19 protein-coding genes are annotated in these 20,942 nt (G+C 62.2%); 5 read left to right on the top strand and 14 right to left on the bottom strand.

Annotated elements, in window-relative coordinates; all coding sequences use genetic code 11:
- Positions 1–45: 45 nt before the first annotated feature.
- The 5 genes from mglB to ACJ8HN_RS10170 form a co-directional block, all read right to left on the bottom strand.
- Positions 46–1,038 (bottom strand): galactose/glucose ABC transporter substrate-binding protein MglB, encoded by a 993-nt coding sequence (mglB, locus tag ACJ8HN_RS10150; RefSeq protein ID WP_033637723.1) that lies wholly within the window; start codon positions 1,036–1,038, stop codon positions 46–48.
- A 264-nt stretch (positions 1,039–1,302) separates the two neighbouring features.
- A complete protein-coding gene (gene galS / locus ACJ8HN_RS10155) occupies positions 1,303–2,340 on the bottom strand; it encodes an HTH-type transcriptional regulator GalS (protein WP_442523367.1) in 1,038 nt (345 codons plus the stop codon).
- A 127-nt stretch (positions 2,341–2,467) separates the two neighbouring features.
- On the bottom strand, positions 2,468–3,640 hold the full coding sequence (gene yeiB, locus ACJ8HN_RS10160) for a DUF418 domain-containing protein YeiB (protein ID WP_074026871.1): 1,173 nt from the start codon (positions 3,638–3,640) through the stop codon (positions 2,468–2,470).
- Between the two features lie 79 nt (positions 3,641–3,719).
- Positions 3,720–4,385 carry a GTP cyclohydrolase I FolE gene (folE, locus tag ACJ8HN_RS10165; RefSeq protein ID WP_004938969.1) on the bottom strand — a complete coding sequence of 222 codons (666 nt, stop codon included), beginning with the start codon at positions 4,383–4,385 and terminating at the stop codon, positions 3,720–3,722.
- A gap of 244 nt (positions 4,386–4,629) precedes the next feature.
- Positions 4,630–5,787: a YbfB/YjiJ family MFS transporter gene (locus ACJ8HN_RS10170; protein ID WP_033654978.1), complete on the bottom strand. Its 1,158-nt coding sequence runs from the start codon at positions 5,785–5,787 to the stop codon at positions 4,630–4,632.
- Positions 5,788–5,892: 105 nt separating this feature from the next.
- Between ACJ8HN_RS10170 and ptrR the strand changes: the two genes are divergently transcribed.
- Genes ptrR through fghA form a run of 3 tightly spaced genes read left to right on the top strand, consistent with a single transcriptional unit; the run spans position 5,893 to position 8,825 of the window.
- Complete coding sequence (gene ptrR / locus ACJ8HN_RS10175; protein WP_033654969.1) at positions 5,893–6,813, top strand: putrescine utilization regulator PtrR; 921 nt, start codon at positions 5,893–5,895, stop codon at positions 6,811–6,813.
- Between the two features lie 30 nt (positions 6,814–6,843).
- On the top strand, positions 6,844–7,968 hold the full coding sequence (locus ACJ8HN_RS10180) for an S-(hydroxymethyl)glutathione dehydrogenase/class III alcohol dehydrogenase (RefSeq protein WP_060436884.1): 1,125 nt from the start codon (positions 6,844–6,846) through the stop codon (positions 7,966–7,968).
- Positions 7,969–7,982: 14 nt separating this feature from the next.
- The gene (fghA, locus tag ACJ8HN_RS10185) at positions 7,983–8,825 is read left to right on the top strand and encodes an S-formylglutathione hydrolase (RefSeq protein ID WP_015377214.1); all 843 of its coding nucleotides are present in this window, start codon (positions 7,983–7,985) and stop codon (positions 8,823–8,825) included.
- 39 nt (positions 8,826–8,864) lie between these two features.
- Here fghA and ACJ8HN_RS10190 read toward each other — a convergent pair whose 3' ends face one another.
- The 8 genes from ACJ8HN_RS10190 to ACJ8HN_RS10225 form a co-directional block, all read right to left on the bottom strand.
- The gene (locus ACJ8HN_RS10190; RefSeq protein WP_019454426.1) at positions 8,865–9,179 is read right to left on the bottom strand and encodes a CcdB family protein; all 315 of its coding nucleotides are present in this window, start codon (positions 9,177–9,179) and stop codon (positions 8,865–8,867) included.
- Between the two features lie 2 nt (positions 9,180–9,181).
- A complete protein-coding gene (locus ACJ8HN_RS10195; RefSeq protein ID WP_029988820.1) occupies positions 9,182–9,418 on the bottom strand; it encodes a type II toxin-antitoxin system CcdA family antitoxin in 237 nt (78 codons plus the stop codon).
- A 106-nt stretch (positions 9,419–9,524) separates the two neighbouring features.
- Entirely contained in the window at positions 9,525–10,433 is a 909-nt protein-coding gene (gene gsiD, locus ACJ8HN_RS10200) for a glutathione ABC transporter permease GsiD (RefSeq protein ID WP_049233469.1), read from the bottom strand.
- Between the two features lie 9 nt (positions 10,434–10,442).
- Complete coding sequence (gene gsiC, locus ACJ8HN_RS10205; protein WP_033637716.1) at positions 10,443–11,363, bottom strand: glutathione ABC transporter permease GsiC; 921 nt, start codon at positions 11,361–11,363, stop codon at positions 10,443–10,445.
- Between the two features lie 52 nt (positions 11,364–11,415).
- Complete coding sequence (gene gsiB / locus ACJ8HN_RS10210; RefSeq protein WP_442523369.1) at positions 11,416–12,951, bottom strand: glutathione ABC transporter substrate-binding protein GsiB; 1,536 nt, start codon at positions 12,949–12,951, stop codon at positions 11,416–11,418.
- Positions 12,952–12,974: 23 nt separating this feature from the next.
- On the bottom strand, positions 12,975–14,852 hold the full coding sequence (locus tag ACJ8HN_RS10215) for a dipeptide ABC transporter ATP-binding protein (protein WP_442523370.1): 1,878 nt from the start codon (positions 14,850–14,852) through the stop codon (positions 12,975–12,977).
- A gap of 19 nt (positions 14,853–14,871) precedes the next feature.
- Entirely contained in the window at positions 14,872–15,828 is a 957-nt protein-coding gene (locus ACJ8HN_RS10220) for an isoaspartyl peptidase/L-asparaginase family protein (protein WP_033646796.1), read from the bottom strand.
- A gap of 357 nt (positions 15,829–16,185) precedes the next feature.
- The gene (locus ACJ8HN_RS10225; protein ID WP_033646798.1) at positions 16,186–16,722 is read right to left on the bottom strand and encodes a DUF924 family protein; all 537 of its coding nucleotides are present in this window, start codon (positions 16,720–16,722) and stop codon (positions 16,186–16,188) included.
- A gap of 157 nt (positions 16,723–16,879) precedes the next feature.
- Between ACJ8HN_RS10225 and moeA the strand changes: the two genes are divergently transcribed.
- Together moeA and moeB are read left to right on the top strand one after the other, a co-directional pair.
- Complete coding sequence (moeA, locus tag ACJ8HN_RS10230; RefSeq protein ID WP_442523372.1) at positions 16,880–18,118, top strand: molybdopterin molybdotransferase MoeA; 1,239 nt, start codon at positions 16,880–16,882, stop codon at positions 18,116–18,118.
- A gap of 2 nt (positions 18,119–18,120) precedes the next feature.
- A complete protein-coding gene (gene moeB / locus ACJ8HN_RS10235; protein WP_442523373.1) occupies positions 18,121–18,876 on the top strand; it encodes a molybdopterin-synthase adenylyltransferase MoeB in 756 nt (251 codons plus the stop codon).
- Positions 18,877–18,926: 50 nt separating this feature from the next.
- Here moeB and ACJ8HN_RS10240 read toward each other — a convergent pair whose 3' ends face one another.
- Positions 18,927–20,519, bottom strand: coding sequence for an ABC-F family ATPase (locus tag ACJ8HN_RS10240; protein WP_049233478.1), 1,593 nt, complete (start codon positions 20,517–20,519; stop codon positions 18,927–18,929).
- Positions 20,520–20,942: the final 423 nt, after the last annotated feature.

Raw genomic sequence — 20,942 nt, forward strand, 5'->3', positions numbered from 1 at the left:
CCTGGTGTTGGCGCCGCAGGCGGGGTCTTAGCGGGATCTCAATTCTTATTTAACAAACTGAGACAGGTTGTCTTTATCTACGCCGACGTAAGGAATACGCACGACTTTATTTTCGATTTTATATTGGGTGCCTTCGGTGGCCGGTTTGCCCGCCGCCAGGTTCTTCGCCAGCTCGAAGGTGGCTTTCGCCTGGTTGTCGGCGTCGTTCAGCACCGTGCCCGCCATCGCGCCGGATTTCACCAGCGCCAGCGCCTCAGGCAACGCATCGACGCCAAACACCGGGATAGTGGTCTTGTTATGCGCCTTCAGCGCTTCCACCGCGCCCATCGCCATGGCGTCGTTGTTGGCGATCACCACTTCAATCTTGTTGGCGTTCGGGCCGGAGAGCCAGGCATCCATCTTGTCTTTCGCCTGCGCGGTATCCCACATCGCGGTATCCATCTGTAGCTGCTGGGTCTTGATGCCTTTTTCGTTCAGCGTTTTCACCACGTAGGTGGTGCGCGCTTCGGCATCCGGGTGGCCCGGCTCGCCTTTCAGCAGCACGAACTGGATCTGGCCGTCTTTGTTCAGATCCCAGGCCGGGTTGGCTTGCCAGTGTTTGGCGATCAGCTCGCCCTGGATCACGCCGGATTCTTTGGAGTCGGTGCCGACGTAATACGCCTTCTCATAGCTGTCCAACGCCTTGCGGGAAGGCTCTTTGTTGTAGAACACCACCGGGATATCGTTTGCGCGCGCCTTATCGATAACCACCGGCGCCGCGGCCGGGTCGACCAGGTTGATCGCCAGCGCTTTCACGCCCTTGGCCAGCAGCACGTCGATCTGATCGTTCTGCTTGGACTGGTCGTTCTGCGAGTCATTCATCAGCAGGGTGACGTCCGGTGAAGCCTTGGCGTCCTTCTCGATCGCCTTGCGCACCACCGACATGAAGTTGTCGTCGTACTTGTAAATCGTGACGCCAATACGGGTGTCAGCATGGGCTGCGGCGCCAAACATCATGGCTGCGGCCATGGCGGCCAGGGTGAAAACCTTCTTATTCATTGTCAGTCTCCGGTTCTGTGTAGGGTATTACTCGTCTTTGAGCCAATGGTCACCGGCAGTGCGCACACCCCAGGCCAGGCGATTTCCACTCAACACCTGCCGTCCGTGGATTTTGTTATTTCCGAGAAATGCTGTGTCAGCGCGAGGTAAAGGTTGCAGCGGCAAGGGCCTTTGCGCCGGAAAACGCCTAGAGCATAGACGGCGCGATGTTAATATTCTGTGAATTTTCTCACAGATTGAAAACGGTTACACAAGATTAAATCGTCAGAGAGTGACCGTCGCCTCACTTTGCCAGGGGGCGACAGAATGGCGCCGCACCAGCGTCGGCATGAACAGATGAGCGGCCTGCGGCTCAGTCAGGCCTGCCGCGCCCTGCAACGCCAGCTCGGTGGCCAGCGTGGCCATCGAGACGATCGGGTAGCGCACCGTGGTAAGCTTGGGGCTGGTGTAACGCGCGATGGGGATGTCGTCGAAGCCGATCAGCGAGAAATGCTGCGGCACCGTGATACCGTTTTCTTTCAGCACCGCCATGGCGCCGGCGGCCATGGCGTCGTTGTAGGCGAACACCGCGCTCAGCTGCAGGTTACGCCCCAGCAGCTCCACCATCGCCGCCTCGCCGCCCTGCAGATCCGGCGAACCGTAGGCGCGCCAGTTGTCGGGCGTGGCCAGCCCGGCGGCGGCCATCTCCTGCGCATAACCCTGCTGGCGCAGCGGCCCGTCTTCGATCGGGTGATTGGAGCCCAGATAGCCGATGCGCCGATGGCCCTGCGACAGCAAAAGACGCATCGCCATTTCCGCGCCGCAGATGTTATCCAGCCCGACGCAGCGCGGCTCATAGCCGGGAATAATCCGGTTGATCAGCACCATGCCCGGCACCTGCTCCAGAAAGCCGATCAGCTCGGCGTCACTCAGGGCTTTGGCGTGAACAATCAGGGCGTTACAGCGCTGGCGAATCAGCACTTCGATCGCGTGGCGCTCTTTGTCCGCCTGATGATAGCTGTTGCCGATCAGCAAGTATTTGTGGTGTTTCTGCGCCACCGTGTCTACCGCTTTCACCAGCGCGCCGAAGAACGGATCGGAGACGTCCATCACCACCACGCCCAGGGTATCGCTGCTTTGGGTCGCCAGCGCCTGCGCGTTGGCGTTGGGGCGATAGCCCAGCTCTGCCACCGCCTGCAGCACCTGCTCGCGCGTCTCCTTGCTGGTCAGCGCGCTGTGATTCAGCACGCGGGAGACGGTCGCCACGGAGACCCCGGCGCGTTTCGCCACGTCGCGGATGGTGATCGGATGAACTGGAGGCATGCGGGATCCTGAAATCGGGGTAGTGGCCGGTGGCGCTATCCTACCCCGATTGGCCCGCTGCTCTGCGTGAATTACGTCACAGGAAAGAAAACGTTTACATACATTTTTTTAACCTGCCGGCGGGCGCTCACTTCAGCGTTTTGGGTTCCGCTTCGCCGGCGGCCAGCTGCGTCAGCTTGCGCCACAGCCACTCCATCGGCCCCTGTTCGAAGTAACGCAGCCACAGTGCGGAAAACGCCAGGTTGGCCAGCCAGACCAGCGGCACGAACGCCAACAGCTGCAGCCGGTCGAACTGCTCATAGAGGCCAAAGCGATAAAACAGCGTGGTGCAGATCAGCGTTTGCAGCAGGTAGTTGCTCAACGCCATGCGCCCCACCAGGGTCAGCCAGTGGGCGATGCGCATGCGCGACAGCGCGGGCCAGAAACCGTAACACAGCGCCAGATAGCCCATCGCCTGCAGCGGGGCGCCCAGCTCGCGCGGCACCTGCAGCAGGAAACCGCTCCAGCGATAGTCCCAATGCACCTGCCATTGCAGCGCCACCGCCGGCAGTTGGATCAGCACCGAAAGCGGCAGCAGCCACGCCGCCTGCCGCAAATAATAACCGGAGGAATAACTGCCGCGCAGCCAGCCACTGCGCATCAGCCCGGCGCCGAACAGCATCAGCCCCGCCAGCTCCCAGCCATACTGCGCGCCGATGGCCAGCAGGCTGGAAGAGAGCAGATCGGCGCGGCTGCGCCAGGCTTCGAAACCGCCCTGCAGCTTCCAGAACTTCTCGTACTGCAGCTCCGCCGCGCCCGGCTGCCAGAAGCTGCCCGGTTCACCGTGCGAGACGAAGCCGAGCAAAAGCAGCACCGCCACGCCGATCAAATACAGCACCACGCCGGTTTTCAGCAGTTGGAAGGTTTCTTTGGCTTCGCGGATCATGCGCCAGCACACCAGGCCGATCAGCCCGTAGGCCAGCAGAATGTCGCCGTCCCACAGGAAGATGGCGTGCGCAAGGCCGAACAGCAGCAGCCACGACAGCCGCGCGCGGATCCAGCTTTTGCCGCGCCGCAGCAGCATTTGCAGCCCGGCGCCGAACAGCAGCGCGAACATCGCCAGGAACTTGGCCTGGGCGAACAGATCGAGCAGCGCCCAGGTCCAGGCGTCGCGCGATGACGGCATGCCCAAATAGGCCGGGTTGAGGTAGGCGGCCTTCGGCAAGCCGAAGGCGCTGATGTTCAGCAATAAAATGCCGAGGATGGCGATGCCGCGCACGCAGTCCAGCGTGGCGATGCGCGGCAGAGGATGACTGTTCATTTTTTATCGCTGTCTTCCGCTCATGAAAAAGGCGCCCGCAGGCGCCTGTTGTCGTCGTGCGGGTCGCCCCGCAACGCCATCACCCCTGGTGATGACGCACCGCGCGCAGGAACTCCTGGCGGGTATTCTGGCTGGACTTGAACAGCCCCCCCAACGAAGTGGTGGTGGTGGCGCTGGTCGCGTCGCGGATGCCGCGCGCCTTGACACAATAATGGACCGCATCGATCGATACCGCCACGTTATTGGTGCCGAGCAGGGTCTGCAGCGCCACCAGGATCTGCTGGGTCAGGCGCTCTTGCACCTGCGGACGCTGGGAGAAGAACTGCACGATGCGGTTAATCTTCGACAGGCCGATCACCGAGTCTTTCGGGATATAGGCCACGGTGGCCTTGCCGTCGATGGTCACGAAGTGGTGTTCGCAGGTGCTGGTCAGCGTGATATCGCGCACCGTCACCATCTCATCCACCTTCATCTTGTTCTCGATAACGGTGATTTTCGGGAAGTTGGCGTAGTCCAGCCCGGAGAAGATCTCGTCGACATACATTTTGGCGATGCGATGTGGCGTCTCCGCCAGGCTGTCATCGGACAGATCGAGGTTCAGCAGCTGCATGATTTCGGTCATGTGCTCTTTGATGCGGCGCTTGCGCGTTTCGCGATCCAGCACTTCCCCGCGCAGCGGCGTCTCCAGACCACGCTCTTCCAGCGCCGCATGCACCAGCGCGGCTTCTTTACTTAATGATGTCATGTATTTGTTCTCCTGCGGACGGAACCCGCCGGCGGCCTGGTAGGGCGTGCGGCCGGCGAATTGCTTGCTCTCGTGACGGCAGAGTTTTCGTGGTGGATAACGTGAACCCGGTCAAGATTTTGCCCCCACTGTAGATGAGAGCGCGGCGATTATCCAGTGATAGTGCTTCATCCGCAGGTGAAATATTCGCATTTAGCACAATCAGGCCGGCTGCGGGATTCCACGCTTTTTGTATGGATTTCAATCACCGCATCGCCGTTTTTTGCGCCAACCGCCGCGCCGGGGTATTCACCACCAGCGCACCGGCCACCAACAGCGCCGCCACCGCCACGTACAGCGCCGGCTCCAGTCGATGGGTCAAGGCGGTCGACAGCGCCGACAGCATCGGCCCGACCAGTTGGCCGATCGCATAACCGGTGGTCAGCAACCCGGCCATGTAGCGCGCATGGCGCGGTGCCAGTTCTCGGCCGTGTTGAAGGGCGAGCTGCACCACACAGAGGAAACCGCCGCCGGTCAGCAACGCCCCGAGCGCCAGGCCGGCCACGCCCGGCACCACTTCGGCGCTCAGCACGCCCAGCGCCTGTATCCACAGCGTGATCGCCAACCGGGTCTGGGTAGTGAGCCGATGGCGAGTCAAAATGCCGATAACGATCCCCAACACCGCCGCGCCACCGAACACCGGCCAGACAAACTGCGCGAACAGGCTGCCGGGAAAACGTGCCGCCGCCATCTGCGACAAGAACGTCGCCGGCAGGATGTAGCCGAACCCGGCCAGGCTGTAGCTCCACACCAGGCGTTTGAGCGCCGGCGTCAGCAGTAGCGGTTCCGGGGCCACGTCCGGGCGATGCAGCTCGCCGCTGCGCGGCAGAAAGGCGCTAATCGCCCCCACCAACGCCAGCGCCGGCACGCCATACACCAGCCAGGCCTGCGCCGCCGTCAGCCCCAGCGTGTTGATGCCCACCGCCAGCATGCCGCTGAGGAAGATACCGGCGCCCGGCCCGGCGAACACCGCCGCGCTCAGCGCCGGCCGGCCGTAGTGCGCCAACCGCTCGTTGGTCCAGGCCGCCACCAGCACCATCGCCCAGCCGCTGGCCCAGCCGATGACGAAGCGCAGCGCACCGTGCGTCCATTCATCCTGCGCCAGCGCCGACAGCAGCGTCAGCGCCACCGCGCCCCACACGCCAAGCCACAGGCGCCGCTCGACGTGGCGCGTGGCGCGCATCGCGTCGTAGGCGCCGCACAGGTAGCCCAAATAATTGATCGCCGCCACCAGCCCGGCGCCGGTCAGTGTGAACTGGTGTTCCGCGATCATCAGCGGCACCTGGGGGGTGAAAGCGAAGCGGCCGATGCCCATCGCAACGATCAGCGCGGCAAAACCGCTCAAGGCAATACGTAAAGCCATATCGGCATCCAAAAGGTTAAAAGAAAGTTGCCAGTATCATGCCGCAGTATTAAACTCACAAAAACTGAATAATACTAATCAAGTTCATCACGAAACGAGAATATTATGGATCTGACCCAGCTTCGCATGTTCTGCTGCGTGGCGGAAACCGGCTCGGTCGCCCGCGCCGCCGAGCAGTTGCACCGCGTGCCGTCGAATCTGACCACCCGGCTGCGCCAGCTCGAACAGGAGCTGGGCGCCGATCTGTTTATCCGCGAAAAACAGCGCCTGCGCCTGTCGCCGATGGGCCATAACTTTCTGTGCTACGCCAACCGCATCCTGGCGCTGAGCGACGAGGCGATGAGCATCACCCACGCCGGCGAACCGGCGGGCAACTTCGCCCTCGGCTCGATGGAGAGCACCGCCGCTACCCGCCTGCCCTCGCTGCTGGCGGCTTACCACCAGCGCTTCTCGCAGGTTTCGCTGTCGCTGACCACCGGCACCTCCGGCGAAATCGCCGATCGGGTGCGCGCCGGCACGCTGGCCGCGGCGCTGGTCGACGGCCCGGTACCCTATGACGAGTTGAACGGCTGTATCGCCTATCCTGAACATATGGTGGTGATCTCCTGTCTCGATCACGCGCCGATCCACAGCGCCAAAGACGCCAACGGCGAAACGCTGTTCGCCTTTCGCGCCAGCTGCTCCTACCGCCTGCGGCTGGAGGCCTGGTTCAAGCGCGAAGGCGCGCGGCCAGGGCAAATTATGGAGATCCAGTCCTATCACGCCATGCTGGCCTGCGTCGCCAGCGGCGCCGGGCTGGCGATGATCCCGCATTCGGTGCTGAGCCTGCTGCCGGGCCATGAGCGGGTCCGGGTTCACCCCCTGCCGCCGGACGTGGCCGACACCGCCACCTGGTTGCTGTGGCGCCGCGACGCGTTCGGGCCGAACGTGCGCGCGCTGAAAGAGTTGATTATTGAACAGACGGAAACCGCCGCTGTTGATGAAAGCACCCCCAACGATTTATCAGACGTTGTCGATATCGCCTGATTTAAAAAGAAAACCACTGAGGAGACTATGATGGAGATGATCAAAACCCGCGCCGCCGTTGCCTGGGGCCCGAACCAGCCGCTGAAGATCGAAGAAGTCGAGCTGATGCCACCGCAAAAAGGCGAAGTGCTGGTGCGGATCGTCGCCACCGGCGTTTGTCACACTGACGCCTACACCCTGTCCGGCAAAGATCCGGAAGGCGTGTTCCCGGCGATCCTCGGCCACGAGGGCGGCGGCGTGGTGGAAGCGGTCGGTGAAGGCGTCACCAGCGTGGCGGTCGGCGATCACGTGATCCCGCTCTACACCCCGGAGTGCGGCGAGTGCAAATTCTGTAAATCCGGCAAGACCAACCTGTGCCAGGCGATCCGCTCCACCCAGGGCAAAGGGCTGATGCCGGACGGCACCACCCGCTTCTTCAAGGATGGCAAGCCGATCTTCCACTACATGGGCACCTCCACCTTCTCCGAGTACACCGTGGTGCCGGAAATCTCACTGGCGAAAATCAACAAGGAAGCGCCGCTGGAAGAAGTGTGCCTGCTGGGCTGCGGCGTGACCACCGGCATGGGCGCGGTGATGAACACCGCCAAAGTGCAGCCGGGCGACACCGTGGCAATCTTCGGCCTGGGCGGCATCGGCCTGTCGGCGATCATCGGCGCGCAGATGGCCGGCGCGGGCCGCATCATCGGCATCGACATCAACACCAGCAAGTTCGATCTGGCACGCAAGCTGGGCGCTACCGATCTGATCAACCCGAAAGACTATGACAAGCCGATTCAGGACGTGATCGTCGAGCTGACCGACGGCGGCGTCGATTTCTCCTTCGAGTGCATCGGCAACGTCAACGTGATGCGTTCCGCGCTGGAGTGCTGCCACAAGGGCTGGGGTGAATCGGTGATCATCGGCGTCGCGGGCGCTGGCGAAGAGATCTCGACCCGTCCGTTCCAGCTGGTCACCGGCCGCGTCTGGCGCGGTTCGGCGTTCGGCGGCGTCAAGGGCCGTTCGCAGTTGCCGGGCATCGTCGAACGCTATCTGGACGGTGAATTCGCGCTGAACGACTTTATCACCCATACCATGGGGCTGGAGCAGATCAACGAAGCGTTCGATTTGATGCACGAAGGCAAATCGATCCGTTCCGTCATCCACTTCGACCAATAAGCCAGGAGGCAGAGATGACGTTGTCATTGGAACTTCTCGAAGAGCACCGCATGTTCGGCGGCTGGCAGCAGCGCTATCGCCACGCGGCGCAGAGCCTGAATTGCAACATGACATTCAGCATCTACCTGCCGCCGCCGCGCGATGACAACCCGCCGCCGGTGCTGTACTGGCTGTCGGGGCTGACCTGCAACGACGAGAACTTCACGTTGAAAGCCGGCGCGCAGCGCATCGCCGCCGAGCTGGGCCTGGTGCTGGTGATGCCGGACACCAGCCCGCGTGGCGACGAAGTGCCGAACGACGAAGGCTACGATCTGGGCCAGGGCGCCGGGTTCTACCTGAACGCCACCCAGGCGCCGTGGGATCGCCATTTCCGCATGTACGACTACATCAGCGCCGAACTGCCGGCGCTGATCGAACAGCACTTCAGCGTCAGCGATCGTCAGTCGATCTTCGGCCACTCGATGGGCGGCCACGGCGCGCTGATGATGGCGTTTCGCAATCCGCAGCGCTTCCGCTCGGTATCGGCGTTCGCGCCGATCGTTAACCCGTGCCAGGTGCCGTGGGGCCGTAAGGCGTTCACCGCCTATCTGGGCAGCGACGAAAGCCAGTGGCTGCAGTACGACAGTTGCCATCTGCTGGCCAGCGGCGCGGAAAAAATGCCGGTCCTTATCGACCAGGGCGACGACGACCAGTTCCTGGCCGACCAGCTGCAGCCGGCGCGGTTGGCGGAGCTGGCGCGCCAGCGCGACTGGCCGCTGACGCTGCGCATTCAGCCGGGGTACGATCACAGCTACTTCACCATCGCCACCTTCGTGGAAGATCACCTGCGCTTCCACGCCGAGCACCTGTTCCGCTGATAAAAAAATCCGGGCGGTTATTAAAGCGCCCGGATTTCTTCAAATACCGTCAAGAAGAAAGTCGATGGCGGCTTTTATCCTGGTCCGATACTGGGAAACATCACAAAACTCGGCCCCCAAAGCCCGAACCGGGATGCTGGCCATTTCATATGTCATCACGGCGTACTCGTTGTCATCAATCAATCTGATCAACGGGATCAAGCGTTCCGGTCGCGTACTCCCCGGGTATTTTTCAACGGGCAACAAAGGGATCACAACTCGACGATTTAATTGCCCAATGATATCGCTCGTCACATCAAGCAGCAGGGGATAAACCGCGCTGTTCCCCCTATTCGCATACACCGTAAATTGCATCGCTAAAACGTCCTGTATTCGTCGCTAAAGCAACCATGCTCATCATTAAATCGGTTAAGCGCTTCAAGCGCCTCTCGGTTTTCTTCCTGCCATTTTATCCTCTCATGCTGACGTAACTCAGCATCTAAAGCAGCAGTTAGCGTCGCGCTGAGATTAATCCCCGCCTCACGCGCACGGCTCAACAAACTGCGTTCCAGCGTCATGGTCACACTTTGCGTCGTTCGTTGTTTTACTGGCATCGGCACCTCTCTCACTCATTTTCGTGCAAACAACACGGTTTATTGAACGATAGTAGCATTGAGACGTCATTTGAGCCCGTTCAAATATGCGCCATACGTTAAAGCATCACCCCTTCAGCTTAGGATCCAGCGCGTCGCGCAGTCCGTCGCCCAACAGGTTGAACGCCAGCACGGTGATGAATATCGCCAGGCTGGGGAAGATCGCCACGTGCGGCGCGATCACCATATCGGCGCGCGCTTCGTTGAGCATCGCCCCCCACTCCGGTGTCGGCGGCTGGGCGCCCAGGCCCAGAAACGACAGGCTGGCGGCGGTGATGATCGAGGTGCCGATGCGCAGGGTAAAATAGACCACGATCGAAGACAGAGTGCCCGGCAGAATGTGCCGCAGGATGATGGTCCAGTCCGAGGCGCCGATGCTGCGCGCCGATTCGATATAGGTCAGGTGCTTCAGCACCAGCGTATTGCCGCGCACCAGGCGGGCGAAGGCCGGAATGCTGAAGATCGCCACCGCGACGATCACGTTGGCCATGCCGCTGCCCATGATCGCCACCACGCCGATCGCCAGCAGAATACCGGGAAACGCGAACAGCACATCGCAGACGCGCATGGTGAGGCGATCCCACCAGCCCTCATAGTAGCCGGCCAGCAGCCCCAGCAGGGTGCCGATCGCCCCGCCCGCCAGCACCGAGAACACCCCGGCCGCCAGCGAAATGCGCGTGCCCATCAGGATGCGGCTGAAGATATCGCGCCCGAGAGAATCCACGCCCAGCCAGTGCATCAGCGAAGGCCCCTCGTTCAGCCGATCGTAATCGAAATAGTTTTCCGCATCGAACGGTGCCAGATAAGGCGCCAGCAGCGCCGCCGCAATCAGCAGCAGCACCAACAGACCGGCGACCAGCGCCGCCCGCTGGCGGCGAAAACGCCGCCAAAACTCGCTCCACGGCGTGCGTACCGCGTTGGGATCGATAAGCGGCATCGCCTTCAGTGCGGCGTTGCGCCGCCAATGCTTAATCATGCCGCGTCCTCATTGATAACGAATCGCCGGGTTGATCGCCGCGTACAGCATATCCACCAGCAGGTTGATCAGGATGAATTCCAGCGAGAACAGCAGCACCTCGGCCTGGATCACCGGGTAATCGCGCATCTCCACCGAGTCCACCAGCAACCGCCCCAACCCCGGCCAGTTGAACACCTTCTCCACCACGATCGAACCGCCGAGCAGGAAGCCGAACTGCAGCCCCATCATGGTCACCACCGGGATCATCGCGTTGCGCAGGCCGTGTTTCATCACCACCACGCTTTCCCGCACGCCCTTGGCGCGCGCGGTGCGCATGTAGTCTTCCTGCAGCACCTCGACGAACGAAGCGCGGGTGAAACGCGCCATCACCGCTGCCACCGCCGCCCCCAGGGTGATCGAAGGCAGAATGTAGTGTCGCCAGCTGTCGGCGCCCACCGTTGGTAGCCACCCCAGTTCGACCGAGAACACCTGCATCAGCAGCATACCGAGCGCAAAGGCCGGGAACGAGATCCCCGACACCGCCAGCGTCATGCCGAGGCGATCCGGCCAGCGGTTGCGCCACACCGCCGACACCACGCCGATCGCTAGGCCGAACGCCACCGCCCACAGCATGCTGGTGACGGTCAGCCAAAAGGTCGGCATAAAGCGCGAGGCGATCTCTTCGCTCACCGGGCGCTTGGACACCATCGAGATGCCAAAGTCGCCCCGCAGCGCGTTGACGAAGAAGTGTGCGAACTGCTGCGGCAGCGGCTGATCCAGCCCCAAATCCTTGCGCACCAGCTGCACCACCGCCTCGTCGGCCTCCGGCCCCGCCGCCAGCCGCGCCGGATCGCCCGGCAGCAGGTGGACGAACAGGAACACCAGCACCGCCACGATCAGCAGCGTCGGGATCAGGCCCAGCAGTCGTTTCAGAAAATAATTGAGCATCTCATTCCTTCCCCCGCCCGCCGACGCTTGGCCGCAGGCGGGGATGGGCGCCTTATTTCAGATCGGCGTTATCAAAGTTGAACGAGGTATCCGGCATCACGTAGAAACCGCTCAGCTGTTTGCTGTTGGCCGACAACAGACGTTCGGTCGCCAGGAAGATCCAGGGCGCATCGGCCCAGATGCGATCCTGCACGTCCTGATACAGTTTCTGCTTCTCGGCGCGATCGGTGGTCGCCAGCGCGTCGGTCAGATCCTTGTCCACCTGCGGGTTGCTGTAGAACGCGGTGTTGAACTGCTTCGGCGGCGCCGCCTGGGTGGAGAACAGCGGCGACAGCGCCCAGTCCGCTTCCCCGGTCGAGGCCGACCAGCCGGTGTAGAACAGCCGCACGCCGGTGTCTTTCACCCCGACGCTCTCCACCTGCGCCGCACGCTGCCCGGCATCCATCGCCGTCACCGTCACTTTCACCCCCACCTGCGCCAGCTGCTGCTGGGTGAACTGCAGCACCTTCTGCGCGGTGCTGTGGTTGTGGGAAGACCACAGGGTGGTGGTGAAGCCGTTCGGGTAGCCGGCCTCTTTCAGCAGCTCGCGCGCCTTGGCCGGATCGTACGGCCACGGCTTATAGCGGGCAGCGAAGTCAATGGCCGGCGGCACCGGCCCTTCCGCCGGCACCGCGTACCCGGCGAACGCCACTTTGATCAGCGCGTCCTTGTTGATGGCATAGTTCAGCGCCTGGCGCACCTTCGGGTTGTCGAACGGCTTCTGAGTGACGTTCATGCTGATGTAACGCTGCAGGATCGACGGCGCGGCCACCACGTCCAGCTTGGCGTTGCCTTCCAGCACCTTGGCCTGCTCGTAAGGGATCGGGAAGGCGAAGGTCGCCTCGCCGGTTTGCAGCATCGCCGCGCGGGTGTTGTTATCCACCACCGGGCGCCAGGTGATGCTGTCGAGCTTCGGCAGCCCCGGCTGCCAGTAGCCGTCGAACTTCTTCACCTTGACGAAATCGGTCTGGTTCCAGGTGACGAATTGATACGGCCCGGTGCCGACCGGGTGGAAACCGATCTCCTTGCCGTATTGCTTCAGCGCCGCCGGCGAGATGATCGCCGCCGCCGGGTGCGCCAGGTTGTTGACGAACGCCGAGAACGGCGCTTTCAGCACGATCTTCACCGTATTGGCGTCCACCGCTTCGGTTTTGTCGATCATCTTGAACAGGTTGTAGCGCTTGAGGTGGCTGTCCGGGTTGCTGGCGCGATCGAGGTTTACCTTCACCGCCTCGGCGTTGAACGCGGTACCGTCGTGGAATTTAATTCCCTGGCGCAGTTTGACGGTGTAGGTCAGGCCGTCTTTGCTGACCTCATAGCTGTCCGCCAGCACGTTCACCAGCTTCATGTCCTTGTCGAAGCCGAACAGCCCCTGATAGAAAGACTTGGCCACCGCCTGCGACAGCGTATCGTTGGCGTCGTAAGGATCGAGGGTGGTGAAGTTGGAGGCCACGGCGATCACCGCGTCCTTCGCCGCCCAGACCGGGCCGGTTCCCGCCGCCAGCAGTACGGCGGCCAACAGCGCATTGCGTTTGAATGTGTGCTTCATGTCGCTTGTCTCTCCTGAGGTCTTTAAAAAGCACCGGCGATCGGGTGGCGGGCGACAAAGTGCCCGGCGCCAACCTGCACCAGCGGTGCGGTAACGGGTTCATCGCCCAGCGCGCGCACCGGGCTCGGGATCTCATCGGCCGGCAGCGGCTGCCGTTTGTGGGCATGGGCGGGATCGGCCACCGGCACCGCCGCCATCAGTTTGCGGGTGTAAGGGTGCTGCGGGTTGTCGAACACCGCCTGCCGTGGGCCGATCTCGACGATCTGCCCGAGGTACATCACCGCCACCCGGTGGCTGATGCGCTCCACCACCGCCATGTCGTGTGAAATAAACAGAAAAGCGATGCCGAACTCGCGCTGCAGGTCGAGCAGCAGATTGACGATCTGCGCCTGAATCGACACGTCCAGCGCCGACACCGCCTCGTCGGCGATCACCACTTTCGGGTTCAGCGCCAGCGCGCGCGCGATGCAGATGCGCTGGCGCTGGCCGCCGGAAAATTCGTGCGGGTAGCGGCGCGCATGCTCCGGCAGCAGGCCGACGCGTTCCAGCAGCCAGGCCACCCGTTGCTCCGCCTCGCGGCCGCGCATCACGTTGTGCACCAGCAGCGGCTCCATGATGGAAAAACCGACCGTCAGACGCGGATCAAGCGAAGCGTAGGGATCCTGAAAAATGAACTGAATATCGCGCCGCAGGTGCTGCAGGGCCGGCCCCTTCAACTGATCTATCCGCCGCCCGGCGAAGGTGATGGTGCCGCTCTGGCTGTCCACCAGCTTCAGCAAAGAGCGCCCGGTGGTGGACTTGCCGCAGCCGGACTCGCCCACCAGCCCCAGCGTCTCGCCGGGGTAAAGATCGAAACTGACGTTTTCCACCGCGTGCACCCGGCGAGTGACCCGATTGAACAACCCGCCGCGCAGATCAAAGCGCGTAACCAGATGCTCCACCTGCAGGATCGGCGCGGCACCGGGCGGCACGGTATCCTGCGGCGCCGTATCCCCCTCGCCGCCCGGCAACGGAAACTTCGCCGGCAACGGCCGATCGGCCATCGCCCCCAGCTTCGGCACCGCCGCCAACAGCGCCCGGGTATAGGCCTGCTGCGGCGCGGCAAACAGCTCGCGCACCCGATTTTGTTCCACCTGCTCGCCGCGGCGCATCACCAGCACCCGATCGGCGATCTCCGCCACCACGCCCATGTCGTGAGTGATGAAGATCACCCCCATCTGCATCTCCTGTTGCAGCACGCGGATCAGCTGCAGGATCTGCGCCTGAATGGTGACGTCGAGGGCGGTGGTGGGTTCATCGGCAATCAGCAGCGCCGGTTTGCAGGAGAGCGCCATGGCGATCATCACCCGCTGGCGCATGCCGCCGGAAAGCTGGTGCGGGTAGCGCCCCAGCACCTCTTTGGCCTCCGGAATACGCACCAGATCGAGCATGCGCAGCGCCTCCTGGCGCGCGCTGCGGCGATCCATGCCCTGATGCAGGCGCAGCGATTCGGCGATCTGCTCGCCGACCGGAAATACCGGGTTGAGCGAGGTCATCGGCTCCTGGAAGATCATCGCCATGTCGGCGCCGCGCACCGTGCGCAGCGTGCTCTGCGAGGCCTGCGCCAGATCGAGCAGCGCGCCGTCGCGCCGGCGCAGCGTCATGACGCCGCCGACGATGCGCCCGCCGCCCTGCTCCACCAGCCGCATCAGCCCCAGCGAAGTGACCGATTTGCCGGAGCCGGACTCACCGACGATCGCCAGCGTCTCGCCGCGATCGAGATCGAACGACAGGTTGCGCACCGCTTCCACGGCGCCGTCCGGTTGAGGAAAGCTGATGCTCAGATCGCGCACCGTCAGCACCCGCTGCGGCGGCAATGACGGCCCGCCGCTGGCGGCGGGTCGAAGTAAAACGTCGGTCATGCACCCTCCCGGTGAACGCTTAGCGGTAAATCCCGACGGACGGCGCATCGCCGACATAGCCAAAACCGCGATACATCCCCTCGCAGTTGAACGGCAGCGCGATATTGCCGTGGCGATCGACGGCGATCATGCCGCCGCTGCCACCGAGGGCCGGCAGCTTCTCCATCACCACCCGATCGCTGGCCGCCTGCAGGCTCAGATCGCCGTATTCGATCAGGGCGGAAACATCATAGGCCGCCACGCCGCGCATGAAGATTTCGCCGGTGCCGGTGCTGGAAACCGCCACGGTGGCGTTGTTGGCATAGCAGCCGGCGCCGATAATCGGCGTGTCGCCTACCCGCCCGGCCTGCTTGTTGGTCATGCCGCCGGTCGAAGTGGCGGCGGCGAGGTTGCCCAGCGCATCCAGCGCCACCGCCCCGACGGTGCCGAATTTGCGATCGGGATCGAGCGGATCGCCGGCCTGCGCCGCGCCGTCGTGATCGAGCAATACCCGTCCCTGCTCCGCCTGGGCGCGGTGCAGCTGATCGAAACGTTCCTGGGTAAAAAAGAAATCGGGAGCGACCATTTCCAGGCCGTGGGCGGCGGCAAACTTCTCGGCGCCTTCGGCGGCAAACAGCACGTGTTCGCTGTTTTCCAGCACCGCGCGCGCCGCCAGCACCGGGTTGCGGATACGGCTGACGCCGGCGACAGCGCCGGCATCGCAGGTGCGGCCGTCCATCACGCAGGCATCAAGCTCGTGAGTGCCCTGATGGGTAAACACCGAGCCTTTGCCGGCGTTGAACAGCGGGCACTCTTCGAGTAGCCGCACCGCTTCGGTCACCGCGTCCAGCGCGCTGCCGCCCTGCGCCAGTATCGCCTGCCCGGCGGTCACGATCTCGGACAACGCCTGGATATACTGCCGTTCTTTTTCCGCACTCAGCGCCGCCCGGGTAATTGCGCCCGCGCCGCCATGAATGGCAATCACTGGTTTGCTCATTTGCCTGACACCCTGTGTTAATCCCGCCGTTGCGCAGCGAATAAGCTGAGCGCGGTATCATTATTATTCAGTCTTTTTCGACTCTATTTAGTCCTACAGTGGAAGTACAGCATAACGTCCACGTCCCGCTTTTAGCGTAGTCCGCTTAGACCGTTTCGCACCTTGAAATAGCTTATTGGAATAAAAACAGCAGGTTATAAAAAGCCGTAAACCGCCGATCGTACGGCCGAGATTATTGGTAATTCCGCGTGCGGAAATAGCGGCATGGCGTAAGGAAATAAACGTTCGCGCTGAATAACGCTTATTGCGGCGCCCGGCCTGCTGTTTTTTCCCCGGCCGGGCGCAGATGATCCGAGATTAAAAACCCGATCCGGGCTGCTGTAAAAAAGCCTCTTCTTCCGGCGTGCTGGTGCGCCCCAATATCGCATTGCGATGCGGGTAGCGGCCGAAACGATCGATGATCGCCTTGTGCCGAAGCTCGAACTCCAGCTGGTCGCCGTTATTGAGCTCGGTGTACAGCACCAGCGCCTGCTGGTGGATTAGCGGCGATTCCGAATGCATGAACGGCAGATAAAGGAAACCGCGCTGCTCGCGGCTCAGCCGTTCGCACTCGCCGCTGCGGATCGCCTCCTGCGCCAGGATCAACGCCATGCCGTCGCAGGCGAACGACTGCGGTGTGCCGCGGAACAGGTTGCGGCTGAACTGATCGAGCACGATCACCTCCGCCAGCCGCCCCTCGATGGTGTCGCGCCAGTGCGCCAACTCCCCCGCCGCCGCCGCGCGCCAGATTTCGCCGAAACGGCTGTGCAGCAGACGATCGAAATCGTCGTCCTTTTTGAACCACATGATCGGTTCGATCTCGTCGAACCAGAAGTCGATAACCTGTTTATGCATCATGATTCTCCTCTGTTTTACGCAGTTTATACCCGATCGTCCCAGCGCCGCAGTGCGAAAGATGGCGGGCATAACCCGTTCTCCCCCCCGGCGTTCTCTGCCATAATACCCGCACTTTGTCGCTATTTTAGCGCACCCTGATTACGGAGTTCCCTTTATGGATCATTGCCATACTTCCGATCTCATTTCCCTGGAGCAAGCGCTGGAAAAAATGCTCGGGCAGATCGCCCCGCTGCAGCAGACCGAATCCATCGCCCTGACCGCCGCCGCCGGCCGCATCACCGCCGCGCCGGTGGTCTCACCGCTCGACGTGCCGCCGTTCGCCAACTCGGCGATGGACGGCTATGCGCTGCGCCTCGCCGATCTGGCGGCCAATGCGCCGCTGCCGGTCGCCGGTAAGGCCTTCGCCGGCGCGCCGTTCGACGGCCAATGGCCGGCCAACAGCTGCGTGCGCATCATGACCGGCGCGCCGATCCCGGCCGGAGCGGACGCGGTAGTGATGCAGGAGCAGGCCGAGGTGAGCGACCAGGGCGTGTATTTTACCGCGCCGGTTGAAGCCGGACAGAATATCCGTCTGGCGGGTGAAGACATTCGCCGGGGCGCGAGCGTGTTGCCGGCCGGCGTGAAGCTGGGCGCCGCGCAGCTGCCGCTGCTGGCTTCGCTTGGCGTCACCGAGGTGCAGGTGATGCGTAAGCTGAAGGTGGTGGTGTTCTCCACCGGCGACGAACTGCAGCCGGTCGGCCAGCCGCTGCAGGCGGGCCAAATCTACGACACCAACCGCTTCGCGGTGCGCCTGATGCTGGAGCAGATGGGCTGCGAGGTGCTCGATCTCGGCATTATCCGCGACGATCGCGATGCGCTGCGCGCCGCCTTCACACAGGCAGCCAGCCAGGCCGACGTGGTCATCAGCAGCGGCGGCGTCTCGGTCGGCGAGGCCGACTACACCAAACAAATGCTCGACGAACTGGGCCAGGTCAGCTTCTGGAAGCTGGCGATCAAACCCGGCAAACCCTTCGCCTTCGGCAAACTGGGCCACGCCTGGTTCTGCGGCCTGCCGGGCAACCCGGTTTCCGCCGCCCTGACCTTCTACCAACTGGTGCAACCGCTGCTGGCGAAGCTGGCCGGCCACAGCGACTGGCGCCTGCCGCCGCGCCTGCGCGCACGGGCGCTGACCCCGTTGAAGAAATCGCCGGGCCGCCTCGATTTCCAGCGCGGCGTGTTCAGCAGCAACGCCGCGGGCGAACTGGAGGTCAGCACCACCGGCCACCAGGGCTCGCACGTCTTCAGCTCCTACAGCCAGGGCAACTGTTTCATCGTGCTGGAGCGCGAACGCGGTTCGGTGGCGGTAGGCGAAACGGTGGAGATCGAGCCGTTCAACGCCCTGCTGAGGAGCTGAGCATGCTGCCGGAATTGACCGACGCCGAAGCGCTGCGCTACAACCGCCAGATCGTGCTGCGCGGCTTTGACTTCGACGGCCAGGAGAAGCTGAAGGCCGCCCGCGTGCTGATCGCCGGGTTGGGCGGGCTGGGCTGCGCCGCCGCGCCATATCTGGCAGCGGCCGGCGTCGGCCATCTGGTGCTGGTGGATTTCGACACCGTCTCGCTCTCCAACCTGCAGCGCCAGATCCTGCACCGCGACGATCGCATCGGCCAGAGCAAAGTCGCCTCCGCCAGGCAGGAACTGAGCGCCATCAACCCGCATATCCGCATCGACGCGATCGACGGCCATTTGGAAGATGACGCGGTCGCAGCAGAGATCGCCGCCTGCGATCTGGTGCTGGACTGCACCGACAACGTGGCGGCGCGCGATGCCCTGAATCGCCTGTGCCACGCGCAGCAGAGGCCGCTGGTTTCCGGCGCGGCGATCCGCATGGAAGGCCAGCTCAGCGTGTTCACCTATCAGCCGGGCGAGCCCTGCTACCGCTGCCTGAGCCGGCTGTTCGGCGACAGCGCCCTCACCTGCGTCGAAGCGGGCGTGATGGCGCCGCTGGTCGGCACTATCGGCACCCTGCAGGCGATGGAAGCCATCAAGCTGCTGGCCGACTATGGTCAGCCGCTGCGCGGCAAGCTGTTGATGTTCGATGCGATGAGCATGCAGTTCCGCGAGATGAAGCTGCCGAAGGATCCGCACTGCGCGGTGTGCGGCGGGGAATGACGAATAAAAAAGGGCGGGATAATTCCCGCCCTGATTCGTTGCCGCGAGGATTAGACGATGCCCTGGCTGCGCAGATAGTCTTCGTAGTTGCCGGTAAAGTCGATCACCTTGTTCGGAGTGATTTCCAGAATGCGCGTCGCCAGCGAGCTGACGAACTCACGGTCGTGGGAGACGAAGATCAGCGTGCCTTCGTACATCTCCAGCGCCATGTTCAGCGATTCGATGGATTCCATATCCAGGTGGTTGGTCGGTTCGTCCATCACCAGAATATTTGGGCGCTGCATCATCAGCTTGCCGAACAACATGCGGCCCTTCTCACCGCCGGACAGCACCTTCACTTTCTTCTTGATGTCGTCCTGGCTGAACAGTAAACGGCCCAGCACGCTGCGCACCGCCTGCTCGTCGTCTTTTTCCTGCTTCCACTGGCTCATCCAGTCGAACACGGTCAGGGTATCGTCAAACTCGTATTCGTGATCCTGCGCGTAGTAACCGATACGGGCGTTTTCCGACCACTTCACGGTGCCGGTGTCCGGCTGCGCGTCGCCCACCAGCGTTTTCAGCAGGGTGGTTTTACCGATGCCGTTGGCGCCCAGCACCGCAACCTTCTCACCCACTTCCACCATCAGGTTCAGCTTGCTGAACAGCGGACCGTTGTCGAAGCCCTTGGTGAGCGCTTCCACTTCCAGCGCGTTACGGAACAGCTTCTTGTCCTGATCGAAACGGATGAACGGGTTCTGGCGGCTGGAGGCCTTCACTTCTTCCAGCTGGATCTTGTCGATCTGGCGGGCGCGCGAGGTGGCCTGCTTGGATTTGGAGGCGTTGGCGCTGAAACGGCTGACGAACGATTGCAGCTCGTTGATCTGCGCCTTCTTCTTGGCGTTGTCGGCCAGCAGACGTTCACGCGCCTGGGTGGCGGCGGTCATGTATTCGTCGTAGTTGCCAGGATAAACGCGCAGTTCGCCGTAATCCAGATCCGCCATGTGGGTGCAGACCATGTTCAGGAAGTGACGGTCGTGCGAGATGATGATCATGGTGCTGTTGCGTTCATTCAGCACCTGCTCCAGCCAGCGAATGGTATCGATGTCCAGGTTGTTGGTCGGTTCGTCGAGCAGCAGGATTTCCGGATCGGAGAACAGCGCCTGCGCCAGCAACACGCGCAGCTTCCAGCCCGGCGCGATTTCGCTCATCGGGCCATAGTGCTGTTCCACCGGAATGCCAACGCCAAGCAGCAGTTCACCGGCGCGCGCTTCGGCGGTGTAACCGTCCATCTCGCCGTAGGCGACTTCCAGATCGGCCACTTTATAGCCGTCTTCTTCGCTCATCTCCGCCATGGCGTAGATGCGGTCGCGCTCTTCCTTCACAGCCCACAGCTCGGTGTGGCCCATGATCACGGTGTCCAGCACGCTGTACTGTTCGAAGGCGAACTGATCCTGACGCAGTTTACCCAGGCGCTCGTTCGGATCGAGGAACACGTTGCCGCCGGTCGGCGCCAAATCGCCGCCGAGGATTTTCATAAAGGTGGACTTGCCGCAGCCGTTGGCGCCGATCAGGCCATAACGGTTGCCGCCGCCGAATTTAACAGAGATGTTTTCAAACAACGGCTTGCTGCCGAACTGCATGGTGATGTTGTTGGTGCTTAACACAGCGCTCGCTCTTTATACATAGGGAATGTGATTTGGCGCGCATTATGCCACAACGGGGTTAAGAGATCGCGGGAAGTTTTGGTGACATTTTGAGCGGTGACGACGAATGAGTCATAGTTGGGTTGAATAACACCGATAAAATTCACGGCGAGATTTCACGCAGCAAGCCGTACAATATTTGAAACCAATTCGCCAAATATATTAATTAAACTTAAAAATGACATTTATTCTCCTCAGAACTGCCCCAGGCACGAATAAATCGTATCTGTTCACCTTATGAAAATCATTAATACAGCCAATACGTCTCTATTTAATTCTAGTTTTTTCCGACTATCGCCACACATTCTGCTATACGCGACATTTTGTGACCGCCTTCTTAAATACCAAGGTTTTTTAGAGGATTAATGCGTTACAGCTCACTAA

This window comes from Serratia sp. CY29653, from assembly GCF_052169255.1.
Lineage (GTDB): Bacteria > Pseudomonadota > Gammaproteobacteria > Enterobacterales > Enterobacteriaceae > Serratia > Serratia sarumanii.

Bases quoted from the DNA above. Each gene is read 5' to 3' on its own strand.
- ACJ8HN_RS10180 (WP_060436884.1), top strand. From the start codon at position 6,844: ATGGAGATGATCAAAACCCGCGCCGCCGTTGCCTGGGGCCCGAACCAG.
- ACJ8HN_RS10195 (WP_029988820.1), bottom strand. From the start codon at position 9,418: ATGCCAGTAAAACAACGAACGACGCAAAGTGTGACCATGACGCTGGAA.
- gsiB (WP_442523369.1), bottom strand. From the start codon at position 12,951: ATGAAGCACACATTCAAACGCAATGCGCTGTTGGCCGCCGTACTGCTG.
- moeB (WP_442523373.1), top strand. From the start codon at position 18,121: ATGCTGCCGGAATTGACCGACGCCGAAGCGCTGCGCTACAACCGCCAG.
- ACJ8HN_RS10190 (WP_019454426.1), bottom strand. From the start codon at position 9,179: ATGCAATTTACGGTGTATGCGAATAGGGGGAACAGCGCGGTTTATCCC.
- gsiC (WP_033637716.1), bottom strand. From the start codon at position 11,363: ATGCTCAATTATTTTCTGAAACGACTGCTGGGCCTGATCCCGACGCTG.
- yeiB (WP_074026871.1), bottom strand. From the start codon at position 3,640: ATGAACAGTCATCCTCTGCCGCGCATCGCCACGCTGGACTGCGTGCGC.
- fghA (WP_015377214.1), top strand. From the start codon at position 7,983: ATGACGTTGTCATTGGAACTTCTCGAAGAGCACCGCATGTTCGGCGGC.
- folE (WP_004938969.1), bottom strand. From the start codon at position 4,385: ATGACATCATTAAGTAAAGAAGCCGCGCTGGTGCATGCGGCGCTGGAA.
- ACJ8HN_RS10170 (WP_033654978.1), bottom strand. From the start codon at position 5,787: ATGGCTTTACGTATTGCCTTGAGCGGTTTTGCCGCGCTGATCGTTGCG.
- gsiD (WP_049233469.1), bottom strand. From the start codon at position 10,433: ATGATTAAGCATTGGCGGCGCAACGCCGCACTGAAGGCGATGCCGCTT.
- galS (WP_442523367.1), bottom strand. From the start codon at position 2,340: ATGCCTCCAGTTCATCCGATCACCATCCGCGACGTGGCGAAACGCGCC.
- ptrR (WP_033654969.1), top strand. From the start codon at position 5,893: ATGGATCTGACCCAGCTTCGCATGTTCTGCTGCGTGGCGGAAACCGGC.
- mglB (WP_033637723.1), bottom strand. From the start codon at position 1,038: ATGAATAAGAAGGTTTTCACCCTGGCCGCCATGGCCGCAGCCATGATG.
- moeA (WP_442523372.1), top strand. From the start codon at position 16,880: ATGGATCATTGCCATACTTCCGATCTCATTTCCCTGGAGCAAGCGCTG.
- ACJ8HN_RS10215 (WP_442523370.1), bottom strand. From the start codon at position 14,852: ATGACCGACGTTTTACTTCGACCCGCCGCCAGCGGCGGGCCGTCATTG.
- ACJ8HN_RS10225 (WP_033646798.1), bottom strand. From the start codon at position 16,722: ATGCATAAACAGGTTATCGACTTCTGGTTCGACGAGATCGAACCGATC.
- ACJ8HN_RS10220 (WP_033646796.1), bottom strand. From the start codon at position 15,828: ATGAGCAAACCAGTGATTGCCATTCATGGCGGCGCGGGCGCAATTACC.